Annotated in this window: 13 protein-coding genes and 2 pseudogenes; 11 read left to right on the forward strand and 4 right to left on the reverse strand. The window is 73.4% G+C overall.

Annotated elements, in window-relative coordinates:
- Positions 1–58 precede the first annotated feature (58 nt).
- Complete coding sequence (locus tag ACFYWQ_RS06505) at positions 59–1183, forward strand: GuaB3 family IMP dehydrogenase-related protein (protein ID WP_389513390.1); 1125 nt, start codon at positions 59–61, stop codon at positions 1181–1183.
- Positions 1184–1855: 672 nt separating this feature from the next.
- Here ACFYWQ_RS06505 and ACFYWQ_RS06510 read toward each other — a convergent pair.
- Positions 1856–3067, reverse strand: coding sequence for a nucleotide sugar dehydrogenase (locus ACFYWQ_RS06510; protein ID WP_389513392.1), 1212 nt, complete (start codon positions 3065–3067; stop codon positions 1856–1858).
- 294 nt (positions 3068–3361) lie between these two features.
- Here ACFYWQ_RS06510 and ACFYWQ_RS06515 point away from each other — a divergent pair, with 294 nt between their 5' ends.
- Positions 3362–5068, forward strand: a complete 1707-nt coding sequence (locus tag ACFYWQ_RS06515) for a glycerol-3-phosphate dehydrogenase/oxidase (protein ID WP_389513394.1) — start codon at positions 3362–3364, stop codon at positions 5066–5068.
- A gap of 283 nt (positions 5069–5351) precedes the next feature.
- On the opposite strand, the gene ACFYWQ_RS06520 is transcribed toward ACFYWQ_RS06515, so the two are convergent.
- Positions 5352–6398 (reverse strand): serine hydrolase domain-containing protein, encoded by a 1047-nt coding sequence (locus ACFYWQ_RS06520; protein WP_389513396.1) that lies wholly within the window; start codon positions 6396–6398, stop codon positions 5352–5354.
- A gap of 320 nt (positions 6399–6718) precedes the next feature.
- On the opposite strand from ACFYWQ_RS06520, the gene ACFYWQ_RS06525 reads away from it, so the two are divergent.
- The 9 genes and pseudogenes from ACFYWQ_RS06525 to ACFYWQ_RS06565 all read left to right on the forward strand — a co-directional run bounded on the left by ACFYWQ_RS06525 (position 6719) and on the right by ACFYWQ_RS06565 (position 22484).
- Positions 6719–8797, forward strand: coding sequence for a serine/threonine-protein kinase (locus ACFYWQ_RS06525; protein WP_389513398.1), 2079 nt, complete (start codon positions 6719–6721; stop codon positions 8795–8797).
- A 220-nt stretch (positions 8798–9017) separates the two neighbouring features.
- Complete coding sequence (locus ACFYWQ_RS06530; RefSeq protein ID WP_389513400.1) at positions 9018–11732, forward strand: protein kinase; 2715 nt, start codon at positions 9018–9020, stop codon at positions 11730–11732.
- 301 nt (positions 11733–12033) lie between these two features.
- The gene (locus ACFYWQ_RS06535) at positions 12034–13794 is read left to right on the forward strand and encodes a serine/threonine-protein kinase (protein ID WP_389514358.1); all 1761 of its coding nucleotides are present in this window, start codon (positions 12034–12036) and stop codon (positions 13792–13794) included.
- 87 nt (positions 13795–13881) lie between these two features.
- Positions 13882–15516: a serine/threonine-protein kinase gene (locus ACFYWQ_RS06540; RefSeq protein ID WP_389513402.1), complete on the forward strand. Its 1635-nt coding sequence runs from the start codon at positions 13882–13884 to the stop codon at positions 15514–15516.
- A 141-nt stretch (positions 15517–15657) separates the two neighbouring features.
- Positions 15658–17478 carry a serine/threonine-protein kinase gene (locus tag ACFYWQ_RS06545; RefSeq protein ID WP_389513404.1) on the forward strand — a complete coding sequence of 607 codons (1821 nt, stop codon included), beginning with the start codon at positions 15658–15660 and terminating at the stop codon, positions 17476–17478.
- Positions 17479–17640: 162 nt separating this feature from the next.
- A pseudogene (locus ACFYWQ_RS06550) lies at positions 17641–17808 on the forward strand (serine/threonine protein kinase); the annotation flags it as partial.
- Positions 17809–17970: 162 nt separating this feature from the next.
- A pseudogene (locus ACFYWQ_RS06555) lies at positions 17971–18663 on the forward strand (serine/threonine-protein kinase); the annotation flags it as partial.
- A gap of 279 nt (positions 18664–18942) precedes the next feature.
- Entirely contained in the window at positions 18943–20574 is a 1632-nt protein-coding gene (locus tag ACFYWQ_RS06560) for a succinic semialdehyde dehydrogenase (RefSeq protein ID WP_389513405.1), read from the forward strand.
- A gap of 104 nt (positions 20575–20678) precedes the next feature.
- Positions 20679–22484, forward strand: a complete 1806-nt coding sequence (locus ACFYWQ_RS06565) for a GMC oxidoreductase (protein ID WP_389513406.1) — start codon at positions 20679–20681, stop codon at positions 22482–22484.
- A 79-nt stretch (positions 22485–22563) separates the two neighbouring features.
- Here ACFYWQ_RS06565 and ACFYWQ_RS06570 read toward each other — a convergent pair whose 3' ends face one another.
- Both ACFYWQ_RS06570 and ACFYWQ_RS06575 read right to left on the reverse strand, forming a co-directional pair.
- Entirely contained in the window at positions 22564–23619 is a 1056-nt protein-coding gene (locus ACFYWQ_RS06570; protein ID WP_389513407.1) for an LPXTG cell wall anchor domain-containing protein, read from the reverse strand.
- Between the two features lie 851 nt (positions 23620–24470).
- Entirely contained in the window at positions 24471–24752 is a 282-nt protein-coding gene (locus ACFYWQ_RS06575) for a chorismate mutase (protein ID WP_389513409.1), read from the reverse strand.
- Between the last annotated feature and the right edge of the window lie 440 nt (positions 24753–25192).

Raw genomic sequence — 25192 nt, forward strand, 5'->3', positions numbered from 1 at the left:
GTCGTGCCCGTCGGCGATACTGGACAACGCTGAAACGCATCAGGGAAAGGCCACAGACGTGACTGAGATCGAGATCGGGCGCGGCAAGCGCGGCCGCCGGGCGTACGCCTTCGACGACATCGCCGTCGTCCCCAGCCGCCGTACGCGGGACCCGAAGGAGGTCTCGATCGCCTGGCAGATCGACGCCTACCGCTTCGAGCTGCCGTTCCTGGCCGCTCCCATGGACTCGGTCGTCTCCCCGGCCACCGCGATCCGCATCGGTGAGCTCGGCGGCCTCGGCGTACTGAACCTCGAAGGCCTGTGGACGCGGTACGAGGACCCGCGGCCGCTGCTGGACGAGATCGTCGGACTGGACGCGGAGACCGCGACCCGCCGGCTCCAGGAGATCTACGCCGCTCCCATCCAGGAGGAGCTGATCGGCCGGCGCATCAAGGAGGTGCGCGACTCGGGCGTGGTCACCGCGGCCGCGCTGTCCCCGCAGCGCACGGCGCAGTTCTCCAAGGCGGTCGTGGACGCCGGCGTGGACATCTTCGTCATCCGCGGCACGACCGTGTCGGCGGAGCACGTGTCGGGGGCGCACGAGCCGCTGAACCTGAAGCAGTTCATCTACGAGCTCGACGTCCCGGTGATCGTCGGCGGCTGCGCCACCTACACGGCGGCCCTGCACCTCATGCGCACCGGCGCGGCCGGTGTCCTCGTCGGTTTCGGCGGCGGCGCCGCGCACACCACGCGCAACGTCCTCGGCATCCAGGTGCCCATGGCCACCGCCGTGGCGGACGTGGCGGCCGCCCGCCGCGACTACATGGACGAGTCCGGCGGCCGGTACGTGCACGTGATCGCGGACGGCGGCGTCGGCTGGTCCGGCGACCTGCCCAAGGCGATCGCCTGCGGCGCGGACGCGGTGATGATGGGCTCCCCGCTCGCCCGCGCGACCGACGCGCCGGGCCGCGGCCACCACTGGGGCATGGAGGCCGTCAACGAGGAACTGCCGCGCGGCAAGAAGGTCGACCTCGGCACGGTCGGCACCGTCGAGGAGGTCCTCACCGGCCCCTCCCACACCCCCGACGGCTCCATGAACCTCTTCGGCGCCCTGCGCCGCGCGATGGCCACCACCGGCTACAGCGAGCTCAAGGAGTTCCAGCGGGTCGAGGTCACGGTGGCGGACTCGCAGCACCGGAGGTAAGCCGAAGTCCCGGAACACGACGAGGGGCCGGCCGCTCACCAAGTGAGCGGCCGGCCCCTCGTCGTATGTCGTGTGTCTCCTGCCGTGTGTCCGGCGTGCGGGGGGCGCGTGGCGTGGTGCGGGGGCGCGCGGTTGCCTTCGGCGGTGGAATCGGCTGGTCAGGGGGTTCGCGGACGGTAGCGTCCTGATCGGCGCCCCAGTTGTGTGGGGTGCCCCCTTCCAAGGACATGGTCCGGACCTCGCCCTCGGGGCCCGGCCCGATTCCGTACGTGTCGTCCACCGGGCCACTGGGCGGCGTCGTGGAAGGGGGCGCCCATGGGACGCCACCGCAAGCCCACCCGCTGGGACCGACTCCGTCTGTGGACGGTGAAGTGCCGGAGGAGGTGGATTTTGCGGATCTTCGGATGGTGAGCGGCCGCCCCCACACCAACTAGGGGCGGACACTCCGTGATCCATCCAGGAGCCTGCCGCAGTGGCCGCTGCGGTGGGCTCCACCTGTTTTCGGATGGTGAGCGGCCGCCCCCACACACACCAGGGGCGGACACTCCGTGATCCATCCAGGAGCCTGCCGCAGTGCCCTCTGCGGTGGGCTCCACCCGCTTCGTACGGTACCGGCGTGCCCCGGCCCACGCCACCAACCCCGGAGTCAGCCGACGTCCCGTGCGCCCCGCTTCACAACCGGTGCGCCGCCCCCGTGGGCGTCGCCCCCCGCGTGTCCAGCAGCAGCTGGGCCTTCACCGACAGGCCCTGGAGGTCGTAGGTGCGGTGCTGCTGGAGCAGGATCGTCAGGTCGGCGTCGGCGGCGGCCTCGTAGAGGGATTCGGCGCGGGGGACCGGGCGGTCCAGGACGCTCCAGGACGGTACGTGGGGGTCGTGGTAGCTGACCGCGGCGCCGAGCTTCGTGAGGCGGAGCGCGATCTCGCGCGCGGGGGTGCCCTGGAGGTCGGCGAGGTCGGGCTTGTAGGTGACGCCGAGGAGGAGGATCCGGGCGCCGCGGGCGGACTTGCCGTGCTCGTTGAGGAGGGCGGCGGCGCGCTGGACGACGTAGCGGGGCATGCGGTTGTTGACCTGCTGGGCGAGTTCGACCATGCGCAGGGTGCCGCCGTCGGGGTGGCCGGTGCGGTCGAGGGGGACGGAGTGGCCGCCGACGCCCGGGCCGGGGCGGAAGGCCTGGAAGCCGAAGGGCTTGGTCTCGGCGCAGCGGATGACGTCCCACAGGTCGACGCCGAGGTCGTGACAGAGGACGGCCATCTCGTTGACGAGGGCCATGTTGACATGGCGGAAGTTGGTCTCCAGCAGGTGCACGGTCTCGGCCTCCCGCAGGCCGCGCGCGCGGACCACCTTCTCCGTGAGGCGGCCGTAGAAGGCGGCGGCCGACTCCGTGCAGGCGGGGGTGAGGCCGCCGATGACCTTCGGTGTGGTGGCGGGGGTGAAGTCGCGGCTGCCGGGGTCGACCCGGCTGGGGGAGTACGCCAGGTGGAAGTCACGTCCGGCGCGCAGACCGGACGTCTCCTCCAGGAGCGGGCGCAGGAATTCCTCGGTGGTCCCGGGGTACACGGCCGACTCCAGGATCACGGTGGTGTGCGGACGCAGGTGCCCGGCGAGGGTGCGGGCGGCCGCCTCCACCTGGCTCAGGTCGAGTCCGCCGTCCGCGTCGCGGGGGGTGGGCGCGCAGATGACGGCGGTGCGCACCCGGCCCAGCTCGGCGGGGTTGGTGGCGGGCCGGAAACCCCCCGAGAGCATCCGGCGCAGCTCGGCGGGGCTGAGTGAGCCCGCCTCGGGGCCCGTGCGGTAGCCGAGCGTGGGAATGCCGGCGGCCACGGCGGCCTGGGCCAGGGGCAGGCCGAGCGGTCCGAGTCCGATGACGGCGAGATCTGCGGGCATGGCGTGGGCGTCCTTCCCAATAACCGAAGCGGGACAGGCGCGCAAGCCCTGTGGACAGGACAGGCGAGCTCAATGTCACACTAGGAGTAAATATGACCGTTATGCTGGATTGATCGGCTGTGTTGATCCATCGAGTTGTCCCGCGCGTCCGCACGGGTTCCCCGAGAGTTGTCCACAGGCTGGGGGCGAGTGGTGGCTGGAGTGGCGCAACACGGTCAGAATTTGGGCAGGGGGGTACGGACCGGGCCCTGCCCTGAGCGGTGCGGCCGACGTGACCGACAGTGGGAGGCAGCGGTGAGGACAGCGGCACTGGGGCCGGTACAGCGGGCCGAGTCACTGGCGGCCATGGCCGAGCGCGAACTGGACGTCCTGGTCGTCGGAGGCGGCGTGGTCGGTGCGGGCACCGCGCTGGACGCCGTCACGCGCGGCCTGTCGACGGGCCTCGTCGAAGCCCGCGACTGGGCGTCGGGTACGTCGAGCCGGTCCAGCAAACTGATACACGGCGGCCTGCGCTACCTGGAGATGCTCGATTTCGCCCTCGTCCGCGAGGCGCTGAAGGAGCGCGGCCTGCTGCTGGAGCGGCTGGCCCCGCACCTGGTCAAGCCGGTTCCCTTCCTGTACCCGCTCCAGCACAAGGGCTGGGAGCGGCTGTACGCCGGGTCGGGTGTCGCGCTCTACGACGCGATGTCCCTGGCCCGAGGGCACGGCCGGGGCCTGCCCGCGCACCGTCACCTGACCCGACGTCACGCCCTGCGCGTCGCCCCGGCCCTGAAGAGGGACGCGCTGGTGGGCGCGTTGCAGTACTACGACGCCCAGATGGACGACGCCCGTTTCGTCGCCGTGCTGGTGCGCACGGCGGCGGCGTACGGCGCGAAGGCGGCCAACCGCGCGCGTGTGACGGGATTCCTGCGCGAGGGCGAACGGGTCGTGGGCGCCCGGGTGCGGGACGTCGAAGGCGGCGGGGAGTACGAGATCCGCGCCCGGCAGGTCGTCAACGCCACGGGCGTGTGGACCGACGACACCCAGGCGATGGTCGGGGAGCGGGGGCAGTTCCACGTCCGCGCCTCCAAGGGCATCCACCTCGTCGTGCCCAAGGACCGCATCCACTCCTCGACCGGGCTGATCCTGCGCACCGAGAAGTCCGTGCTGTTCGTCATCCCCTGGGGACGGCACTGGATCGTCGGCACCACCGACACCGACTGGGACCTCGACAAGGCCCACCCGGCCGCCTCCAGCGCGGACATCGACTACCTGCTGGAGCACGTGAACTCCGTCCTCGCGGTGCCGCTGACCCGTGACGACGTCGAGGGTGTCTACGCCGGTCTGCGACCGCTGCTCGCGGGCGAGTCGGACGCCACCAGCAAGCTGTCCCGCGAGCACACCGTCGCCCACCCGGTGCCGGGGCTCGTCGTCGTGGCCGGCGGCAAGTACACGACGTACCGGGTGATGGCCAAGGACGCCGTCGACGAGGCCGTGCACGGGCTCGACCTGCGCGTCGCCGAATGCGTCACCGAGGACGTGCCGCTGCTGGGCGCGGAGGGCTACCGGGCGCTGTGGAACGCGCGGGCGCGCATCGCCGAGCGGACCGGCCTGCACGTGGTGCGGGTCGAGCACCTGCTGAACCGGTACGGCACGCTGGCGGAGGAACTCCTCGACCTCATCGCCGGGGACCCCTCCCTGGGCGATCCGCTCCAGGCCGCCGACGACTACCTGCGTGCCGAGATCGTCTACGCGGCCTCGCACGAAGGGGCGCGGCACCTGGACGACGTGCTGACCCGGCGCACCCGGATCTCCATCGAGACCTTCGACCGGGGCACGCTCAGCGCCCGTGAGACGGCCGAACTGATGGCGCCGGTCCTCGGCTGGGACAAGGACCAGATCGAGCGCGAGGTCCAGCACTACGAGAAGCGGGTGGAGGCCGAACGCGAGTCCCAGCGGCAGCCCGACGACCTGACGGCGGACGCGGCGCGGCTGGGGGCGCCGGACATCGTGCCGTTGTAGGCCTCGGTCCGGTCAGGGGACGCCCGTTCTGGCCGGGCCTGGTCAGGCGGACTGGACCTGGTCAGACCGGCCGGGCCTGGTCAGACCGGCCGGGCCGGGTCAGGCCTGATCACGTCTGAACAGGCCTCCCCGGCTGGATCCCCCGGCTGGATCCCCCGGCTGGATCCCCCGGCCGGATCCCCCGGGCGGAACCCCCTGGCCGGGCCCCCGGGTGCGGAGTCGTCCGGCCGTTTCACTCGAACGGGTGTCGTGGATCGGGATCCTTGTTCGGAACCGGCTCGTTCTACGGGGTGCGAGGGCAGAACTCGGCCGCGAGAAGGGCCGGTTCGAGGTCGGGGTCCGCCAGCGCCGTCGTGTTCACGCGGAAGGTGAGGACATGCCGGCCGTCGACGGTGGCCGCGGTGCGCACGTAGCTGCCGGATATACGGCCGTTGTGCCCCCACACGGTCACGCCGCACGGAAGCGTCGCGGGGAACAGGCCCATGCCGTACGAGCCGTGTGCGGTGCGGGTGTCGAGCATCTCGCGCAGCCAGCGCGGGGTGAGCAGGTCGCCGCCCAGCAGGGCCGCGTAGAAGCGGTCCAGGTCGGTGAGGGTCGTCACCAGCTCGCCCGCGGCTCCGGCCGTCCGCGGGTCGAGTTCGGTGACGTCGGTCCCGTCCGTGTCGTAGGCGCGGCCGTGCGGGGAGGGCAGTGAGGTGCGGGAACCGGGGAAGGAGGTGCCGTCGAGATCCAGCGGGCCGATGATGCGCCGCTCGGCCTCCGCGGCGTACGAACGGCCGGTGACCTGTTCGACGACCAGGCCGAGCAGGACGTAGTTGGTGTTGGAGTAGGCGAAGCGGCCGCGGTCGGCCGGAGGGTGGGTGAGGGCGATACGGACGGCTTGGACAGCGGTGACGGGGACGGCGGCCTCGGTGTCCCGGACGTAGTCGTACAGGCCGCTGGTGTGGGTGAGCAGGGAACGCAGGGTCAGCGCGCGCCCGTCGTTGCCGGCTCCCCGCACCAGGCCGGGCAGGTACCGCTCCACCGGGTCGGACAGCGACAGCCGGTCCTCGGACGCCAGTTGGAGGACGACGGTGGCGATGAACGTCTTGGTGATGCTGCCGGCCCGGAAGTGGTCGGAGCGGGCGATGCCGGGGCCGGCCTCGGCGTAGCGGGTGCCGGCGCCCTCGAGGGCCAGCAGGGCCGCGGCCGGAACCCTGCCCCGGGTCAGCAGCTGAGGGAGGAGGGGATCCGTGGGCGGAGGAGCGGAGGCGAGGGAACCGGCCGTGGTCAGGGCGAAGAGCACCAGGGCCAGGGGCAGGGCCGGCAGACGCCGCAGCGGAGGTGTCACGGGGGCCTCGTCCTCCTTCGGCGCGCTTCACAGCCCTTGCTCGCGCCCATCATCCAGGGCTCCCGGGCGGACACCTCACCGGGTCCCCGGCATTCGGAGCGGGCGCGTCCGGCCTCCCGTCCGGCCGGGCCGGGCCCGCACCGGCCGGTGTCCGGGGCGGACCGCCGGCAGGCGTGTTCGGGGGCCTGGCCGGAGTGTGTCGCACCTTCTGGCCGGAATGTGCCGGTCTCTCGGCGCGGTGAGGGGCCCCCTGGGCGTCGGGCACTTGTCGGGTGAGGGACAATGGAGGCTCTGTCAGGGCGGGTTGCATGAGGGGACGCATGTCGGAGGCGGAGCGGGCGGGGACATCCCGTCAGGACAAGAGCGCACGTCTCCTCGCCGGGCGGTACCGGCTGGGAGACGTACTCGGCCGCGGCGGCATGGGTACGGTGTGGCGCGCGGAGGACGAGACCCTCGGACGCACGGTCGCCGTCAAGGAGCTGCGGTTCCCGTCGAACATCGACGAGGAGGAGAAGCGCCGGCTGATCACGCGGACGCTGCGCGAGGCCAAGGCCATCGCGCGGATCCGCAACAACAGCGCGGTGACGGTCTTCGACGTGGTCGACGAGGACGACCGGCCGTGGATCGTGATGGAGCTCGTCGAGGGCAAGTCGCTCGCCGAGGTCATCCGCGAGGACGGCGTGCTCGAACCGAAGCGGGCGGCGGAGGTCGGGCTCGCGATCCTCGACGTGCTGCGGTCGGCCCACCGCGAGGGGATCCTGCACCGTGACGTGAAGCCGTCGAACGTGCTGATCGCCGAGGACGGCCGGGTCGTGCTCACGGACTTCGGCATCGCCCAGGTCGAGGGCGACCCGTCCATCACCTCCACCGGCATGCTCGTCGGCGCGCCCTCCTACATCTCCCCGGAGCGGGCCCGCGGTCACAAGCCGGGCCCGGCGGCCGACCTGTGGTCGCTCGGTGGTCTGCTGTACGCGGCCGTCGAGGGCACGCCCCCGTACGACAAGGGTTCCGCGATCGCGACGCTCACCGCGGTGATGACCGAGTCGCTGGAGGAGCCGAAGAACGCGGGTCCGCTGAAGGACGTCATCTACGGCCTGCTCACCAAGGATCCCGAGCGGCGGCTCGACGACGCCGGCGCGCGCCGGATGCTCAACGCGGTGATCCGCGCGTCCGAGCCCGGGGAGGCCGAGCCGGCGGACGCGACGAAGCTCGTCCCGCTGCCGGTCCCGCCGGACGGTGGTACCGGAGCCGGGGAAGCGGCCGACAAGCTGCGCGGGGCTCTGCGGTCCGTGCGCAGGGCCGCCGTCGCGGCGGGCGCCGCCACTTCGGCCGCCGCCCGCACCAAGCCGGCGAACGGCACGGCCGCTTCGCGACCCGTGGGTACGGGGGAGGCGGTGAAGGGCGGTGTCGGCGCCGGTGCCCCCGCGGCCGCCTCGTCCGCGGCCCCGGCGACGGCGAGGAGCACCACGGCGGCGTCCGCGTCCGTCCCGGTGTCCGGCGCCGCGGCCGGGGTGAACGGCAGCCGGGCGGCGAGTGCTCAGGGCGCTCGCGGCGCCGACGCCGGGCCGGGCGGCCGGAGTTCGGGCTGGCCGGTGATGACCCCGCCGGATCTGCCGCCGCGGCCGGTGCCCAGGGCGCCGCTCACCGACGTGGTGCCCAAGCGGACGCTGGTGATCATCGCCGTCGTGGTGGTGCTCGCGGTGCTCGGCACGGTGCTGGCGCTCACGCTCGGCGGGGACGACGACAAGGCCGACGGCGCGCAGGGCGGCGGTACGACGACCGTCGCCAGTGAGAGCGCGAGCGCGGACACCAAGGACGACGAGTCCGGCGGGACCCGTACCGACGGGAGCGCGTCGGAGTCCGCGCCGTCCGGCTCCGGCTCCGCGTCCGGCAGCGGCACCACGCCGGGTGCCGCCGCCTCCACCGCCGTCGGCTCCGGGTCCGACGTCTCGGCCACCGAGAGCAGCACGGCGGCGACGACGTACTCGGGGAAGCAGGGGTACTCCATCGGGCTGCCCACCGGCTGGAAGTACCGGACCTCGGACTCCGCCGGGGACCGGTTCAACGGGCCCGACGGCCAGAAGCTCCTCGTCGCCTGGACGACCACGCCCAAGGACGACCCCGTCGCGGACTGGGAGAACCAGGAGAAGTCCATGACGCGCTCCCAGTACAAGAAGATCCGAATAGAGAAGGTGAGCTACCGCGGCTGGAACACGGCCGACTGGGAGTTCACCTCGGTGGACAGCGGGACCACCTACCGCACCATCGACCGCGGATTCGTCGTGAACGACAGCCAGGGGTATGCCCTGATGTACACGGCGAAGGCCGCCGCGTGGGACGGCGACCTGCGGGAGAGCACGTGGAAGACGCTGACGGAGACGTTCGAGCCGAAGAAGTAGGTACGGCGGTCCTCCGGGCGGGCCGTACGGGCGGGGTCCCCGGACCCGCGGGTTCGGGCCGTGAGATCTCGCATCCTCTCTCTGCCGGTCGGCTCCGGCACGTATCGTGAATGCTTGCGAACCGTACGCATCCAGCTGTCCGGCCGGAAATGACCGGCACTGCGCGTAACGGACCGCTGAGCGTACGGAATCGACCGACCGGGTGGCCGGGGGAGGCAACGTGGACGACTATGCGGGGCGAGTGCTCGCCGACCGCTACCGCCTGCCGCTGCCCCCCTCCGACGAGTACGAACTCACCGAGACCCGGGCCTTCGACAGCTACAGCGGGCAGGAAGTCCTGGTCCGGCAGGTGCCGTTGCCGGAGGTCGTCGAGGCGGAGGTGCTCGACGCGGAGGGGCTGCCCGAGGGCTTCACGGCGCGCGAGCGCGGCCCCCGGCGTCCCACGGGCCGCATGGGCGCCGGCACCCGGCGGCCCGCCGATCCGGTCGTACGGCGGGCGGTGGAGGCGGCGCAGGCCGCGGCGAGCATTCCCGATCACCCCCGGCTGGACCAGGTCTTCGACGTGTTCGCCGAGGGCGGTTCGCTCTGGGTCGTCAGCGAGCTGGTACCCGCCCGGCCGCTGGCGGCACTGCTCGCCGAGCAGCCGCTCACCCCGTACCGGGCGGCGGAGGTCGCCTCCGACGTGCTCACGGCGCTGCGGGTGCTGCACGCGCACGGCTGGGTGCACCGGAACATCACCGCGCGCACGGTCCTCGTCTGCGACGACGGCCGGGTCATGCTGACCGGGCTGGCCGTCGGGGCGGCGGAAGAGGCGTTGTGCGGGTACGACCCGGTGCCGGCCGAGGAGGACGAGGAACCGCACGGGCCGCAGGGCCCTCCTGCCCTGCGGAGCCCGGGGCCGGGCGAACCGGCGGCGGGCCAGGCCGCCCTCGGGTTCGGCGGCGGCACGTTCGGCGGTGTCCCCGGTCCCGGGGGCGGTGGTCCGGCCGGCCGGCCGGGGCCCGGGGGGATCGAGGCCGCAGGCGGCTCCGAGGCGGATCCGGAGGCGGCGCGACGGGCGGCGATCGAGGCGCGGGCGGCCGGAGGACTGCCGACGGCGGCCGCCGAGCCGGCGAACGGGGCCTCCGGCGCGGTGGCCCGCAGAACCGTGGAGACCGGCGGGGACATCCGTGCCGCGCGCGCCGGGGCGATCGCCGCGTACCGGGCGGGAGCACGGGCGGCGGCCCGTGTGCAGGAGGCCCAGAACGGCCGTGCGGCACTGCCGGGTGCCCGTACCCCGGCCGGCGGTGACACCGCCGCCGGTGGCGCGCCCGGCGTCGGGGGCGCGGCGACACCGCCGTACGCCCTGGGCACCGGACGGGAACACGGGCCGGGGGACATGCGGGGCACGCCCCCGGGGCAGATCGCCGACCCCTACGGCGTGCGGGGGGCACCGGCGCCGAGGAGCGGGCCGGCGGGCCCGGCGGGACACGTCTCCGTGCCGCCGCAAGGCCTCCAGCCGGGCGTGGCGCCGCCCGCTCAGGGCGCGGCGGGCGACTTCCTGCCCGCGCAGAGCACACCGGCCGGCGCTCCCGTGCCCGGACAGGGCGTTGGGGCCGCGGGTGACGCCCGGGCGGGTGCCCGATGGGACGAGGCGGCGGCCGGGGCCGGGGCGCGGCGCGGACCCGCCACCGCGCTGGCCGCCGAGCGGGCGCGGCAGGCCCGCATGGCCGTCGTCGGGCCCGTCACCGAACGGTGGGCGCCGGAGCAGGCCGGCCCCGTGCACGAGAACTGGCAGCTGGCCGCGCCCATCGGGCCCGCCACCGACCTGTGGGCGCTCGGCGCGCTGCTCTTCCGGGCCGTCCAGGGCCACGCGCCGTATCCGGAGGAGTCGACGGCGGAGCTCGTGCAGATGGTCTGCGCCGAGCCGCCGGCCTTCGCCGAGGAGTGCGGGCCGCTGCGGCCGGTCGTGGAGTCGCTGCTGCGTCAGGACCCCACCGACCGCCTCGACTTCGAGGAACTGCGCGGCTGGCTGCGCTCCCTGGTGCGGTCGGCACCGGAGCCGGAGGCGGGCACGCATGTCGTCGCCGCGCCACCGACCGATCCGCGCCGGCTGCCGATCGTGCGCCGCAAGGGCGAGCTGGTGCGCAGACGGCGCGCCGGGCTGCCCGCGACCAGCGGACGGCACAAGCGGGCCCGGCAGGAGACGAGGCGTTCGCCGCGCAGCCTGGGCCGCACCCTGCTCGTGCTGGTCCTGCTCGCGCTGGCCGCGGCGGTCGCGTACGCCGTGCTGTTCATGCCCAAGGCCGGCGAGGAAGGCACGGGCGACACCCCGGGCGCCGGGCGGACCGGGGCCGCCGGCCAGAGCGGGCAGGCGCCCACGGCCAGCAGCGAGCCCCGGCCCGACGACCAGGGCTCGACGGCACCCGACGGCAGCGCCTCCGCGTCCTCGGCCTCCTCCGGATCGTCCGGCTCCACCGAGACGCAGTCCGGGGCCGACGTCCCCGACGGCTTCACCGTGCGCAAGGACGCCGAGGGCTTCAGCATCGCCGTCGCCGACGGATGGGACCGCACCCCGAAGAACGGCAGCGGGCAAGTGGTCTACTCGCACGGCGACTTCGAGCTGATCGTCGTACCCGGCCGGGACTCCGCGTCCACGTACGGCAACGACCCCATGGCCTACCAGCGGGAGAAGGAGAGCGAGCTGCAGCCCTACCGCGACTCCACCTGGGCCACGGCCTCCGGGCTGCGGACCATCCAGGTGGGCGGACGGACCATGGCCGAGGGCCAGTTCACCTGGACGGCCGCCGACGGCCGGGAGCTGTTCGTGCGCAATCTCGCCGTCCTCCTCGACGGCCGCTACCACGTCGTCCAGTTGCGTGGCCCGGAGGCCGAACGGGACGAGGTGACACGGCTGTTCGAGCAGGCGTCGGCCACGTACACGTACACGGGCTGAGCTGCTCGTTCGTCGGTCGCTCCGGCCGGTTGTGCGGGATCTCCGGCCGGTCGCACGGGGCCTTCAGCCGGATGTACGGGCTTCCGGCCGGATGCACCGGACCTCCGGCCGGATGCACCGGACCTCCGGCAGGCGGCTCGGGGCGCCCGGCCGACGCCGCGGGGGGCACGTCCGGTTCCCGGTCCGGCCCGGAAGCGACAACCGTCACAGTGCGGTCTCCGTGGGCGCGTGCCGGTTCCCCGGACGGTGGCCGATCCCTAGGGTTGATCTGTCAAGACCATTGCGGGGCAACGTGAATCAGATGCAGGGCCTGCTCGTCGCGGGCCGCTACCGGCTCGCCGACACGATCGGCAGCGGCGGCATGGGGCGCGTGTGGCGCGCGCACGACGAACTGCTGCACCGGGCCGTCGCCGTCAAGGAACTGACCGCCGCCCACTACGTCTCCGAGAGCGACCGGGAACGCCTCCTCGCCCGCACCCGGGCGGAGGCCCGCGCGGCCGCGCGGATCAACCACTCCGCCGTGGTCACCGTGCACGACGTGCTCGAACACGACGGCCGTCCCTGGATCGTGATGGAGCTCGTCGAGGGTCGTTCGCTCGCCGACGCGATCAAGGAGGACGGGCGCGTCGAGCCGACCGAGGCCGCCCGGATCGGCCTGTGGGTGCTGCGCGCCCTGCGCGCCGCGCACGCGGCCGGCGTCCTGCACCGCGACGTCAAGCCCGGCAACGTCCTCCTGGCCCACGACGGCCGCGTCCTGCTCACCGACTTCGGCATCGCCCAGATCGAGGGCGACACCACCATCACCCGCACCGGCGAGGTCGTCGGCTCCGTCGACTACCTCGCCCCCGAGCGCGTCCGCGGCCAGGACCCCGGCCCGTTCTGCGACCTGTGGGCGCTCGGCGCGACGCTGTACACCGCGGTGGAGGGCCGTTCGGCGTTCCGCCGCACCTCGCCGCTGAGCACCATGCAGGCGGTCGTCGAGGAGGAGGCCCCCGAGCCGCGGTACGCCGGCCCGCTCGAACCGGTGATCACCGCCCTGCTCCGCAAGGACCCGGCGACCCGCCCCACCACGGCCGACGCCGAGCACCTGCTCGCGGAGGCGGCGGAGGGCCGACGTCCGGCCGCCGCACAGGCGTACGTACCGACGCAGTACGCCGGGCCGGGCCGGGCGGGGGAGGACCGGGCGAGGGAGGGCACGTCCCCGCCCCCGTACTCCGTGACCGGACCCACGACCTTCGACCCCACCACCCCCACCGCCCCCACCATCCCCACGGCCCCCACCACCGTCACGCCCACCACCTTCGGCCCTCCCGCCCCCACCCCTGCACCGGCGCGGCCCCCGGCCCCGCCCCGGCCGCCGTCCCGGCACCGTCGGCTGCGCCTGCTGGCGCTCGTGGTCGTCGTCGCCGCGCTCGTCGGGGGCGGTACGGCGGTGGCGTTGCTGAAGTGGGACTCGGACCGGCGGCCGAGCGCCGGATCGGCCTCCTCGCCGAGCGCCACGGCACCCGAGACGCCCACGGCCGCCACGACTCCCACCTCCCCCACCGCGACCGGCACCGGCGAGGCGGCGGAGCAGAGCACCGTCCCCGGCACCTGGCAACAGGTCACCGACCCGTTCGGCTTCGGTCTCTCCCTCCCCGAGGGCTGGGAACGGCAGGTCTACCAGGACGACGGCGACCTGAGGCAGGTCGACTACACGCCCGACGCCGGCGAGCACTTCGTCCGCATCGCCATCGACACCTCCCCGGACTTCGACGACCCCTACGCCCACCAGACGGACCTCGAACAGCAGCTCCAGCGGCTCGTCGACTACGAGCGGGTCACCCTGGAGCGGAACGTCTACCGCGACCGCGAGGGCGCCGAGTGGGAGTACACCTGGACCGCGCTGGCCAAGGACACCGACTTCCCCGGGCCGCGGCGCGCGATCGAGGAGGCGTACATCGCCCGCGACGGCACCGAGTACGTGATCTACATGTCGTCGCCCGCCGAGGACTGGGCGACGACCGTCGAGCAGTTCCGGGCCGTGCTGCAGAGCTGGCGGGAGCCGCAGAGCACCTCGTGACGCGGCCGCCGGACACCCGTTCGGCCTGGCCGACTTGGCCGATCGGCGCCCCGGAAGCGGGCGGTCCGGTGCGGCATGATGGGGCGCATGGGGACCGAGGGGGAGGGTGGCGGCCGGGTCGTCGCGGACCGCTACCGGCTCGAGGCGCGGCTCGGACGCGGTGGCATGGGCGTCGTGTGGCGGGCCACCGACCTGCTGCTGGGGCGGCAGGTGGCCGTCAAGGAACTGGTTCCCGACGACACCCTCACCGCCGAGGAGGCGCGCGGCCGCCGCGACCGGACGCTGCGGGAGGCCCGTGCGGTCGCCCAGTTGAGCCACCCGCACATCGTCGTCGTGCACGACGTCGTGGAGGAGGACGAACGCCCCTACATCGTCATGGAGCTGATCGAGGGGGGCTCGCTGGCCGACCGGATCGCCGGGCACGGTCCCGTCGAGGCCCGCGAGGCGGCCCGGATCGGCGCCGACCTGCTGGGCGCCCTGCGGGCCGCGCACGCGGCCGGCGTCCTGCACCGGGACATCAAGCCCGCGAACGTCCTCGTCGACTCCGCCACCGGGCGCGCCGTCCTCACCGACTTCGGCATCGCCCAGGTCGCGGGCGCGACCACGCTCACCGAGACCGGCGCGTTCGTCGGCTCGCCCGAGTACACCGCGCCGGAGCGCATGTCCGGGGAGCGGACCGGCCCCGCCTCCGACCTGTGGTCGCTGGGTGCGCTGCTGTGCACCGCGCTGAGCGGCGCATCCCCCTTCCGCCGCGACTCGCTGGGCGGCATCCTGCACGCCGTCGTCTCCGCGGAGATCCGTACGCCCCCGCAGGCCGTGCCGCTGCTGCCCGTCGTCCAGGGGCTCCTGGAGCGGGATCCGCGACGGCGGCTGGACGCGGCGGAGGCGGAGCGGATGCTGCGCGCCTTCCTGGAGACCGGGCACACGCCTGCGGTGGCGCCGGAGGGCTTTACGACCGGCCGTACCGATCCGGTGACGGCCGGCCCGGCGCCCCGCACCGGCCGGTTCCGGATCCGGTCCGCCCCGCCGGCGGACGTGCCGGGACAGGCCGGGCGGGAGCGGCCCACGCGGGGTGTGCTGGTGGCGGCGCTGCTGGTCGCCGCCATGGCGGGCGCGGGCGTGTCCGCGGCGGCGCTGCTGGTGGACCGCGGCGGTGACGGGGGAGGTCCGCTGACGCGGCCCGGACCCACGGCGAGCGGCACCGCGTCCGGCTCGGCCTCCGGCTCGGCCTCCGGCGCGATCTCCGGCACGGCGTCCGGCACCGCTCCCGAACGCCCGAGCGCGCCCTCGGGGTACCGCGTCGTCGACGACCCGGCCGGGTTCGCGCTCGCCGTGCCGGACGGGTTCACCCGTGTCCTGGAGGACGAGCGGATCTTCTACATGTCGCCCGGCCGGACCTTCCGCCTCGGCGTCAAGATCAGCACCGCCGCGCCGGACGGTCCCCTGGGGGTGCTGCGGCGGGCGGCCGCGCAAGGGCCGGAGACCTACCCCGGCTACCGCGACGGCAGGGTCACCGAGACCACCCGCGGGGGAGGCCCCGCCGCCCTCTGGGAGTTCACCTGGAACGGCTTCACCGCGGCGGAGGGCCCCCGGCACACCTACGACCTGTGCTGGGAGGACGGCGCGTGGCTGTACGACGTGTGGGTGTCGGCGCCGCTCGGGAAGGCGCGGGAGGCGCGTGAGTACTTCGACGTGGCCGTCGACACGTTCGTACCGGGATGAAGTCGACACACTCGTGACAAGCCTCGTAACGGGACTCGTAACGGGATGAAGAGGAGATAAGGCGTGGCCCGGGTCACGGGTCTGTGACCGGTGGCGGCCGCCGGTGGAATCCGGTCCGACCGGCACGATATGGATGGACGTATGAGTCACGACGGGGGAACCGGCCAGGGGGCCGACGACACGACGAGTTTTGTTCTGCAACCGCCGCAAGCGCCGCAACCGCGACAGTCGCCCGCACCCCAGCCGCAGCACCAGCCGCTGTCGTCGTCGCCGCCCGGGTCCCCGTCGCCGCCCCACGCGCCGTCCCAGCAGTCGGCGCAGTCGGCGCAGTCGCCCCAGCCGCCCCGACCGTTCGAGTCGGCCGCCGTGTCTCCGCAGGCGGCGCCCGAGTCTCCGCAGGCGGTGCCCGAGTCTCCGCAGGCGGCGCCCGTTTCCGCGCAGGCGGCGTCCGGGCCGTCGGAGTCGGGCGCCGAGCGGCTCATAGCGGGGCGCTACCGGCTCGTCGCCAAGCTCGGGCACGGCGGCATGGGCACGGTGTGGCGGGCGAAGGACGAGACGGTGGACCGCGAGGTCGCCGTCAAGGAACCCCGGGTGCCGGACCACCTTCCCGAGCGTGAACGCGCCAACGCCTTCGAGCGGATGCGGCGCGAGGCGCGGGCCGCGGCCCGGCTGGACCACCCGGCGGTGGTGAACGTCCACGACGTCGCCGTCGTCGACGGCAAGCCGTGGATCGTCATGGAACTGGTCCACGGGCGCTCCCTCGGCAGCGCCCTGGGCGAGGGCACGCTCAGCGTGCGTGAGGCGGCCCGGATCGGTCTGGAGGTCCTCGGCGCGCTGGAGGCCGCGCACGCGGCCGGCATCCTGCACCGGGACGTGAAACCCGACAACGTGCTGCTCGGCCGGTACGACCGGGTCGTCCTCACCGACTTCGGCATCGCCCAGATCGAGGGCGAGACGAACCTGACCGACACCGGTGGTTTCGTCGGCTCCCCCGAGTACATCGCCCCCGAGCGGGTGCTCGGCCAGCGCCCCGGACCGGCGTCCGACCTGTGGTCCCTCGGCGTCGTGCTGTACGCGGCGACGGAGGGCGTCTCGCCGTTCCGCCGCAGCAACACCCCGGCCACCCTCCAGTCCGTGCTCAACGCCGTGCCCGCGCCGCCCGCCGCCGCGCGGGGCCCGCTCGCCGAGGCCATCAACGGCCTGCTGGAGAAGGACCCGGCGCGCCGCCCCGGCCCCGCCCGGGTGCGCGCCCTGCTGGAGGCCGCCGCGAACCCTCCCGCGCCCCAGCCCGCACCGGCCACCGAGGCCGTGCACCACGCCGACGTGCCCGCACGGCGGCGCCGGTGGGGGCGCACGACGTGGATCGGGCTCGGTGCCGCGGTCGTCGCGGCGGCGGTGACGGCGTATCTGGTGCTCGCCGACCCGTTCGCGGGACCGCTGCCGGACGGCTGGAAGAAGCGCCATGAGAAGGACGTCACCGCGACGCTCGCGGTGCCCGCCGGCTATGTGCGCAGCGTGCCCGAGGAGGACGACAGGGAGGAGGACCACTGGGTCAGCTACACCGACCCCAGTGGCGCGATCTCGGTGGTCCTGCTGGTGATCCGCAAGGCGGAGGACACCGGCGGCGAGATCAAGGCCTCCGCGAACGCCGAGATGTACGCCGACGACGGGGACTTCAGGGAGTCCGGCAGCTACGAGCTCGACATGCCGAAGGGGCCGCGGACCAGACCGGACAACGACGCGAAGTACCAGGGCAGGGACGCCGCGGAGAACACGGTCGTCTACACCACCGACGACAGCCAGGACCCCAGCCCGCGCGAGCTGCGGATCCTGTACTACAGGTCCTCCGCCGGCGACATGTACAAGCTCATGATCGGCTACCCGGGCAAGGGCGACTTCACCGAGCGCGGCCGCGAGGTCGCCCGCACGGCGATCGCGAACCTCGCCCTCGACAAGCTCTAGGTGCGCCGTCCGGGGACGGGACGGGACGATGAGGGAACGGTTCGCCCCGGGACGCCGGGACGCCGGCCGGGACGCCGGGACGCTGGGACCCCGGGACCCCGGGACGGACCGACGGCCGTGCCGTTCGGTGGCGGCGCGGTCCGTTCGTGGTAGGCATGGGACATGAGGGATGCCGGGGAACCCTGGGGCGACAACGACCGTACGGTCGGCGGCCGTTACCGGTTGCTCGAACGCATCGGGTCGGGCGGCACGGGCACCGTCTGGCGGGCCCGCGACGAGGTCGCGGAGCGCGAAGTCGCCGTCAGACGGCCCCGGTTGCCCGGCGACCCCGCTGTCTCCGCTGCCCCCACTGTCCCCGGCGTCTTCGCCGACCCCGCTGACCTTACTGACCCCGGCGTGTCCGATGCCGCCGTAGTGTCCGGCGTCTCCGGCGTCTCCGGTGCCACCGGTGTCTCCGGCGTCTCCGGCGTCTCCGGTGTCTCCGGTGGCGCCGAGGACGAGTCCCGTCGCCGGGCCGCCCACCGCCTCCAGCACGAGGCCCGGGCCGCCGCCCGCGTCGACCATCCCTGCGCGGTCCGCATCCATGACGTGGTCGTGGAGCAGGACGAGGGGGCCGGTCCGGACGGCGTCCCCTGGATCGTCATGGAGCTGGTCCGCGGCGAGTCCCTGCACGAGGTGCTGCGGCGCGGGCCCCTGACACCGGCCGAGGCCGCCCGCATCGGCCTAGGCGTCCTCGGCGCGCTGCGCGCCGCCCACGCGGTCGGCATCGTCCACCGGGACGTCAGACCCGCCAACGTGCTGCTCGGCCCGCACGGCCGCGTCGTCCTCACCGACTTCGGCATCGCGCCCGCCCCGGACGAGGAGTCCCTCACCGGCACCGGAGCGCCGGCCGATTCCCTGGAGTTCCTCGCCCCCGAACGCACGTCCGGCCGCGGCGCCGGCCCCGCCTCCGACCTGTGGTCCCTCGGCGTCCTGCTCTACGCCGCCGTCGAGGGCCGGTCCCCGTTCCGCCGTACGACCCCGGAGGCGACGCTCGGCGCGATCCTCGGCGCGGACCTGCCCGGACCCGACCGCGCCGGCCCCCTGGGCCCGCTCCTCTCACGGCTCCTGCTCCGGGACCCCGACCGGCGCCCGGGCGCGGCGGAGGTCGCCGAGGCGCTGGAGGCGGTGACGGAGGGCCGGCCGACCCACCCGCCCACGGCGGCGGACGGGCCGACGGAGGAAACGGATCACGCCCCCGGCCCTGATCAAGTCCCCCGCCCCCACCCCTGACCGAGTCGTCGGGCCGGCGCGCGACCGTCCGCCGGCCGGAACGCCGTAGCACGCGCGGCACCGCCGGATGTCACCGGACAACGCCCTGATCAGGAGGTTTGTTGCCAGTGACCACTGGCGCCGTGTGAGCGGTCGGTGAATGCCGTTACCGACGGGTACCAAAAGGCTTCCCCACGTCATACCCTGCGCGTCATGACGGACTCGCAGGCCCCGGAAAAGACCGGTACCACGACGGCTGCCGGCACCAACCCCCTCGCCCCCGCCCCCGTCGGCGTGCGCACCGCCGCCGACGTGGTCACCCCTCAGCTCGTCGCCCAGCTGACCAAGGGCGTCGTGGGCTCCGGGCGCACGGCCAACCACTCCCCGTTCACCGGCGAGAAGCTCGCCGACCTGCCGGAGTCCACCCCCGAGGACGTGGAGAAGGCGTTCGTGGCGGCCCGGGCCGCCCAGCGGGTGTGGGCGCAGGTGCCGGTGCGTGAGCGTGCGGCGGTCCTGCTCCGCTTCCACGACCTGGTGCTGGAGCGCCAGGGCGAGGTCCTCGACCTGATCCAGCTGGAGACCGGCAAGGCCCGCCTCCACGCGCACGAGGAGGTGCAGGCGGTCGCGGTCGCCGCCCGCCACTACGGCCGCCGGGCCGCGGCCTATCTGCGGCCCAGACGGCACGCGGGCGCCATGCCGACCCTCACCCGGGTCACCGAGCTGCGCCACCCGCGCGGTGTCGTCGGTCAGATCGCCCCCTGGAACTACCCGCTGGAACTCTCCGTCGGCGACGCGCTCCCCGCGTTCGTCGCGGGCAACGCGGTCGTGATGAAGCCCGACACGGAGACCTGCCTCACCGCCCTGTGGGCCCGTGACCTGCTCGTCGAGGCCGGACTGCCCGCCGAGGTCTTCCAGGTCGTCCTCGGTGACGGCCCGGTCGTCGGCCCGGAGGTCGTCCGGCACGCCGACTACGTCTCCTTCACCGGCTCCACCCGCACCGGCCGCGAGGTCGCCCAGGGCGCCGCCGCCCGCCTGGTCGGCGTCTCCCTCGAACTCGGCGGCAAGAACGCCATGCTGGTCCTGGAGGACGCCGACATCGACAAGGCCGCGGCCGGCGCCGTCCGCGCCTGCTTCTCCTCCGCCGGCCAGCTCTGCATCTCCATCGAGCGGCTGTACGTCCACGAGTCCGTGGCGGACGCCTTCCTGGAGCGCTTCGCCGCCCGCACCCGGGCCATGCGGCTCGGCAACTCCCTCGCCTACGGCGCCGACATGGGCTCCCTCGTCGGCGAACGCCAGCTGGAGACGGTGCGACGGCACGTGGAGGAGGCCGTCGCGAAGGGCGCGAAGGTGGTGACCGGCGGTGTAGCCCGCCCCGACATCGGCCCGTACTTCTACGAGCCGACGATCCTCGACGGCGTGACCGAGCCGATGTCCGTCTGCACGGAGGAGACCTTCGGCCCGGTCGTCTCCCTCTACCGCTTCACGACCGACGACGAGGCGGTCGACCTCACCAACGCCACCCCGTACGGCCTGAACGCGGCGGTGTGGACGAGGGACGGACGCCGTGGCCGCGCGGTCGCCGCCCGCCTGCGCACCGGCACGGTGAACGTCAACGAGGGCTACGCCTCCGCCTACGGCAGCGTCCAGTCCCCCATGGGCGGCATGAAGGACTCCGGCCTGGGCCGCCGCCACGGCTCCGAGGGCATCCTCAAGTACACCGAGGCCCAGACGGTGGCCCAGCAGCGGCTGCTCCCGATGGCGCCCTCGCTGGGCATGGACGACGAGACGTACGCGCGGTTCATGAGCACGAGCCTGCGGCTGATGAAGGCGTTCCGCTTCCGCTAGCCGGCACCCGTGTCCACCCGGCACACGGCACCCGAACCCGCACCCGTACCCCCATCGCACCCGAACCGCACCGCACCCGCACCCGTTCTCGACGAGGAGAGCACGTGTCACAGGACAACTTTGCCCAGACCCGGGACGAGGACGGGTACGACTACGACGTCCTCGTGGTGGGCTCCGGCTTCGGCGGTTCCGTCACGGCCCTGCGCCTGACGGAGAAGGGCTACCGGGTCGGCGTCCTCGAAGCCGGCCGCCGCTTCACCCGCGCCACCCTCCCCAGGAACTCCTGGGACCTGAAGAACTACCTCTGGGCCCCCAGGCTCGGCCTGTACGGCATCCAGCGCATCCATCTGCTGGGCAACGTCATGGTCCTGGCCGGCGCGGGCGTCGGCGGCGGCTCCCTCAACTACGCCAACACCCTCTACGTACCGCCGAAGGCGTTCTTCGAGGACCCGCAGTGGCGGGACATCACCGACTGGCAGGAGGAGCTGCGGCCGTACTACGACCAGGCGCGCCGCATGCTCGGGGTCCGGCTCAACCCGACGACGACCCCGTCCGACGTGCACCTGAAGGCGGCGGCGGAACGGATGGGTGTCGGTGACACCTTCCACATGGCGCCGGTCGGCGTTTTCTTCGGCGACGGACAGGACGCCGACGGGTCGGCGCGGGGCCGGCCGGGGGAGGAGGTGCCGGACCCCTACTTCGGCGGCGCGGGACCCTCCCGCCGGGCCTGCGCCGAATGCGGCGAGTGCATGACCGGCTGCCGCCACGGCGCGAAGAACACCCTCAACGAGAACTACCTCTACCTCGCCGAGAAGGCCGGCGCGGTCGTCCACCCGCTGACGACGGCGGTGTCGGTCACGGACGACTCGCGGGGCGGCTTCGCCGTGGCCACCCTGCCCACCGACCGGCGGGCCAAGGGCGAGGGACGCACCTTCACGGCACGCCGCGTCGTGCTCGCCGCGGGCACCTACGGCACCCAGACGCTGCTGCACCGGATGAAGGCGAACGGCCAACTGCCGCACCTCTCGGACCGGCTGGGCGAACTGACCCGCACCAACTCCGAGGCGCTGGTCGGCGCCCAGACCGACGACCGCCGCTACCGCAAGGCGACCGGTCGACCGAAGGTCGACTTCACGCGCGGCGTCGCCATCACCTCGTCCGTCCACCCGGACGCCCACACCCACATCGAGCCGGTCCGCTACGGCAAGGGCTCCAACTCCATGGGCAGTCTGTCGATCCTCCAGGTGCCGTACGCGGAGGGCTCGTCGAGGGTGGCCGCCTGGCTGGCGAACGTCGCCCGCCACCCCTTGCTCGTCCTGCGGTCCCTGTCCAACCGCCGCTGGTCGGAGCGGACCATCATCGGCCTGGTCATGCAGTCGCTGGACAACTCCCTGACGACGTACCTGAAACCGACGGGACCGGGCAAGGGCCTGCTCACCGCCCGCCAGGGCCACGGCAGCCCCAACCCCAAGCAGATCAGGGCCGCCTCCGAGGCCGCGTCGGCGATCGCCGACGACATCAACGGTTTCCCCGGCTCCAACGTCGGTGAGCTGATGGGCACCCCGCTCACCGCCCACTTCCTGGGCGGCTGCCCGATCGGCTCCTCCCGCGAGACCGGCGTCATCGACCCCTACCACCGCCTGTACGGCCACCCCGGCATCTCGGTCGTGGACGGCGCCGCCGTCTCGGCGAACCTGGGCGTGAACCCGTCCCTGACGATCACCGCCCAGGCCGAGCGCGCGATGTCGTACTGGCCGAACAAGGGCGAGGCGGACCCGCGCCCGGCGCAGGGCACGGCCTACGAGCGGCTGAAGGCGGTGGAACCGAAGGCGCCGACGGTCCCGGCGCAGGCCTTCGCCGCACTGCGACTGCCGTTCCTGGGGATGCCGACGGTGCCGCCGAAGGAGTGAACCGGTCAGGCAGGCGAAAGGGACCTGCGCCCCCCTCCGAGCGCAGGTCCCTTTCGCTGGTTCAGCCGGTCTTCGGGTGTTAGGCGTGCGCTCCGGTCTTGCGGCGACGGGCCACGAACACCGCACCCGCGCCGGCGACGACGGCGGCGCCGCCGACCAGGCCGATCATCGGGAGCGCGGAGTCGGATCCGGTCGAGGCGAGGCTGCCGCTGATCGGCTTGGCGCTGCCCTGGGGCTTGATGTCGTCGCTGGGCTTGTCGCCGTTCGGCTCGGCGTCGTCGACGTCACCCGTGTCGCTGCCCGCGGCGAGGATCTGGACGTCGTAGTAGTCACCGGTGAGGTGGCAGTCGCCCTCGTCGCCCACGTAGACGGCCTCGCTCAGCGCGACCGAGGAGCCGGCCGGGGCCGACGCCTTGACCTTCACCCGGAGGTCGAGGGTGGCGGACTCGTCCTTCGCCAGCTCGTCGAGCAGGGCCACGAAGGAACCGGTGACGTTGACGGTCTTGCCGTCCTCGTCCTCGTAGGACTCCTGGTAGGCGTCGGTCCACTTGCCGTCCTCCTTGACCTGGAGCACGGCGAGGCCCTCGGACAGCCAGACGTCCTCGTTGTCCTCGTCGTCGTACTCGAGGTACGAGGCCAGGTAGACGTTCTTGAGGTCGGCGCCGGTGTTGTTCTCCACCTCGTAGGTGAAGTCGTGCCAGCCGGAACCGGCGACGATCTTGCTGGGCAGACCGCTGATCGTGGCCGAGAGGTTCTCGTCCAGGTCGATGGACTCGCAGTCCGTGAACGGGTCGAACGAGTCGTCGTCCTCGCCGACCGACGCGCTGGAGGAGGACGACGACGAGGAGGACGACGAGGAGGACGAGGAGGAGGACTGCGACGAGGAGTCGGACGGAGAGCTGGTGGAGCTCTGGGACTCCGAGTCCGACGCCGACGGGGACGTGGTGTCGGACTCGGAGGCGGACGCCTCCGTGGTCTCCGACTCGGACGGGGAGGCGGTTGTGTCCTGCGACTCCGACGAGCTCGCGGACGGCGCCCCGGTCTCCTCCGCGAACGCGCTGGGCGCGGACAGCAGTGCGAGCGGAACGATCGCGGCCGTCGCGGCGGCGGTGACCAGAGTGCGGCGAAGCTTCATGAAGACCTCGGGAGATCGGATCGGGGAGGCCTTCCGCGGATGTGGGGGCGGGAGTGGCCCATATTTCGACAGGTGTGACCGGCGAAGCCTGTGAAGAGTTGCCCTCGATTCACAGGATCTTTATGTGGCTCGCGTCACATCGGGTCCGATGTCCGTCCGGGTCCGGTGTCCGTCCGGACCCGCTGTCCGCTGGGTTCTGCTGTCCGCTGGGTTCCGCTGTCCGTTCGGATCCGCTGTCCGTCGGGGCCTGGTGTTCGTGTTCCTCGGCATGACGAAGGGCCCCGCGGGACGGAACCGCGGGGCCCTTCCTTATCGTCAGCACCGGCGTCAGGGCAGCGCCGGTGCCTGGGAGCGGCGCCGGGGGGTCGCGCCGCTGGTCCGTCGAGCGCCCTGGTCCGCGCCGGGTCGCCGCTGGAGCGCGCGGGGGGCGCGCGACCGGACTGGACCTCTGACGGTGAGTCGGGACAGAGCGGACAGCGCGGTTCATTCGTTGCAGTGGGGTGCAATGCGGCTGTCCGCGACGGGACTTGGGCCTTTTACGCATCGTGCTGGATGAACGCGGCGCCCGCAACCGTTTGACCCAGCCCTTGTGCATTTTTGCAATTCCCGCCGGTCGACCCCGGGCGTCCCCGGGGCCGACCGTTCTCTTGGGTGACCGGGCTGCTGTCCCCTGCCGTCCGGTCACGACCCTGGAGCGAGGTCCCACGACGCACACACGATCCGTACGTCTCATCGCTCCAGTGAGCCACGCGTGGTTCTTCCGGGCCCGCACCTGGCTGGAACGGACACCGGGACCAACGAACCCGTCCGGGACCCGGTCACGCGCCGTACGGGTGAGACGGAGTCCGAACTCAGATGCGACCGCGGCACAGTTCCAGCAGCGTCATCGCGAGGGCCGTGCCCGGCTTGCCGAGCGCGTCGCTGTAGTGGCCGAGGACCTCCATCTCGCGGGAGAGGTTCACCCGGCGGCCGCCGGAGGTGATCCGGGCCTCCTGGATGACGGCCGAGACGGCCACCCGTTCCTGGATCAGACCGATGATCCGGTCGTCGAGCGCGTCGATGCGTTCGCGGGCTCCGGTGATCACGTCGGCGGCCTCGGAGGTGCGGGCGCCGGTCACGTCGAGGGCGGTCATGGGGGCTCCTGTGAGGTGAGGGTGCCCCGGAACGGCAGGACCCGGAGAACGACAGGCGCCCCGGGCCTTGTCGGCCCGGGGCGCCTGGGAAGTCGCTTGGCGGTCAGCTCAAGCAGCACGACCATGGCAGCCGGCGGGCCGGGTGCCATAGGTAAAGAGGAAGGTCGAGTGCGCGAGCATGCGGCCAGTATGCCACGGACTCCGCGCGCCCCGGGCTCCCCGGCAGTCGTTCCGGTGCCGGCCCCCGGGCGTCCCCCACCTCCGTCTTCTCCTCAGTCTCCTCCGCCCCGTCCGTTTCATCGGTCCCTTCCACCCCGCCTGGCTCGTCCGCCCCGTCTTCGGGAGGCGGGGGCGCGTGGGCTCCGGGCCGCGGCGGGGGGCCGGGGACGGCGGCTCCGGCGGGCGGGACGTCAACCGTGCCCCTCTCGGTAGAATCGGCC

The organism is Streptomyces sp. NPDC003247 (assembly GCF_042888135.1).
Classification (GTDB): Bacteria; Actinomycetota; Actinomycetes; order Streptomycetales; family Streptomycetaceae; genus Streptomyces.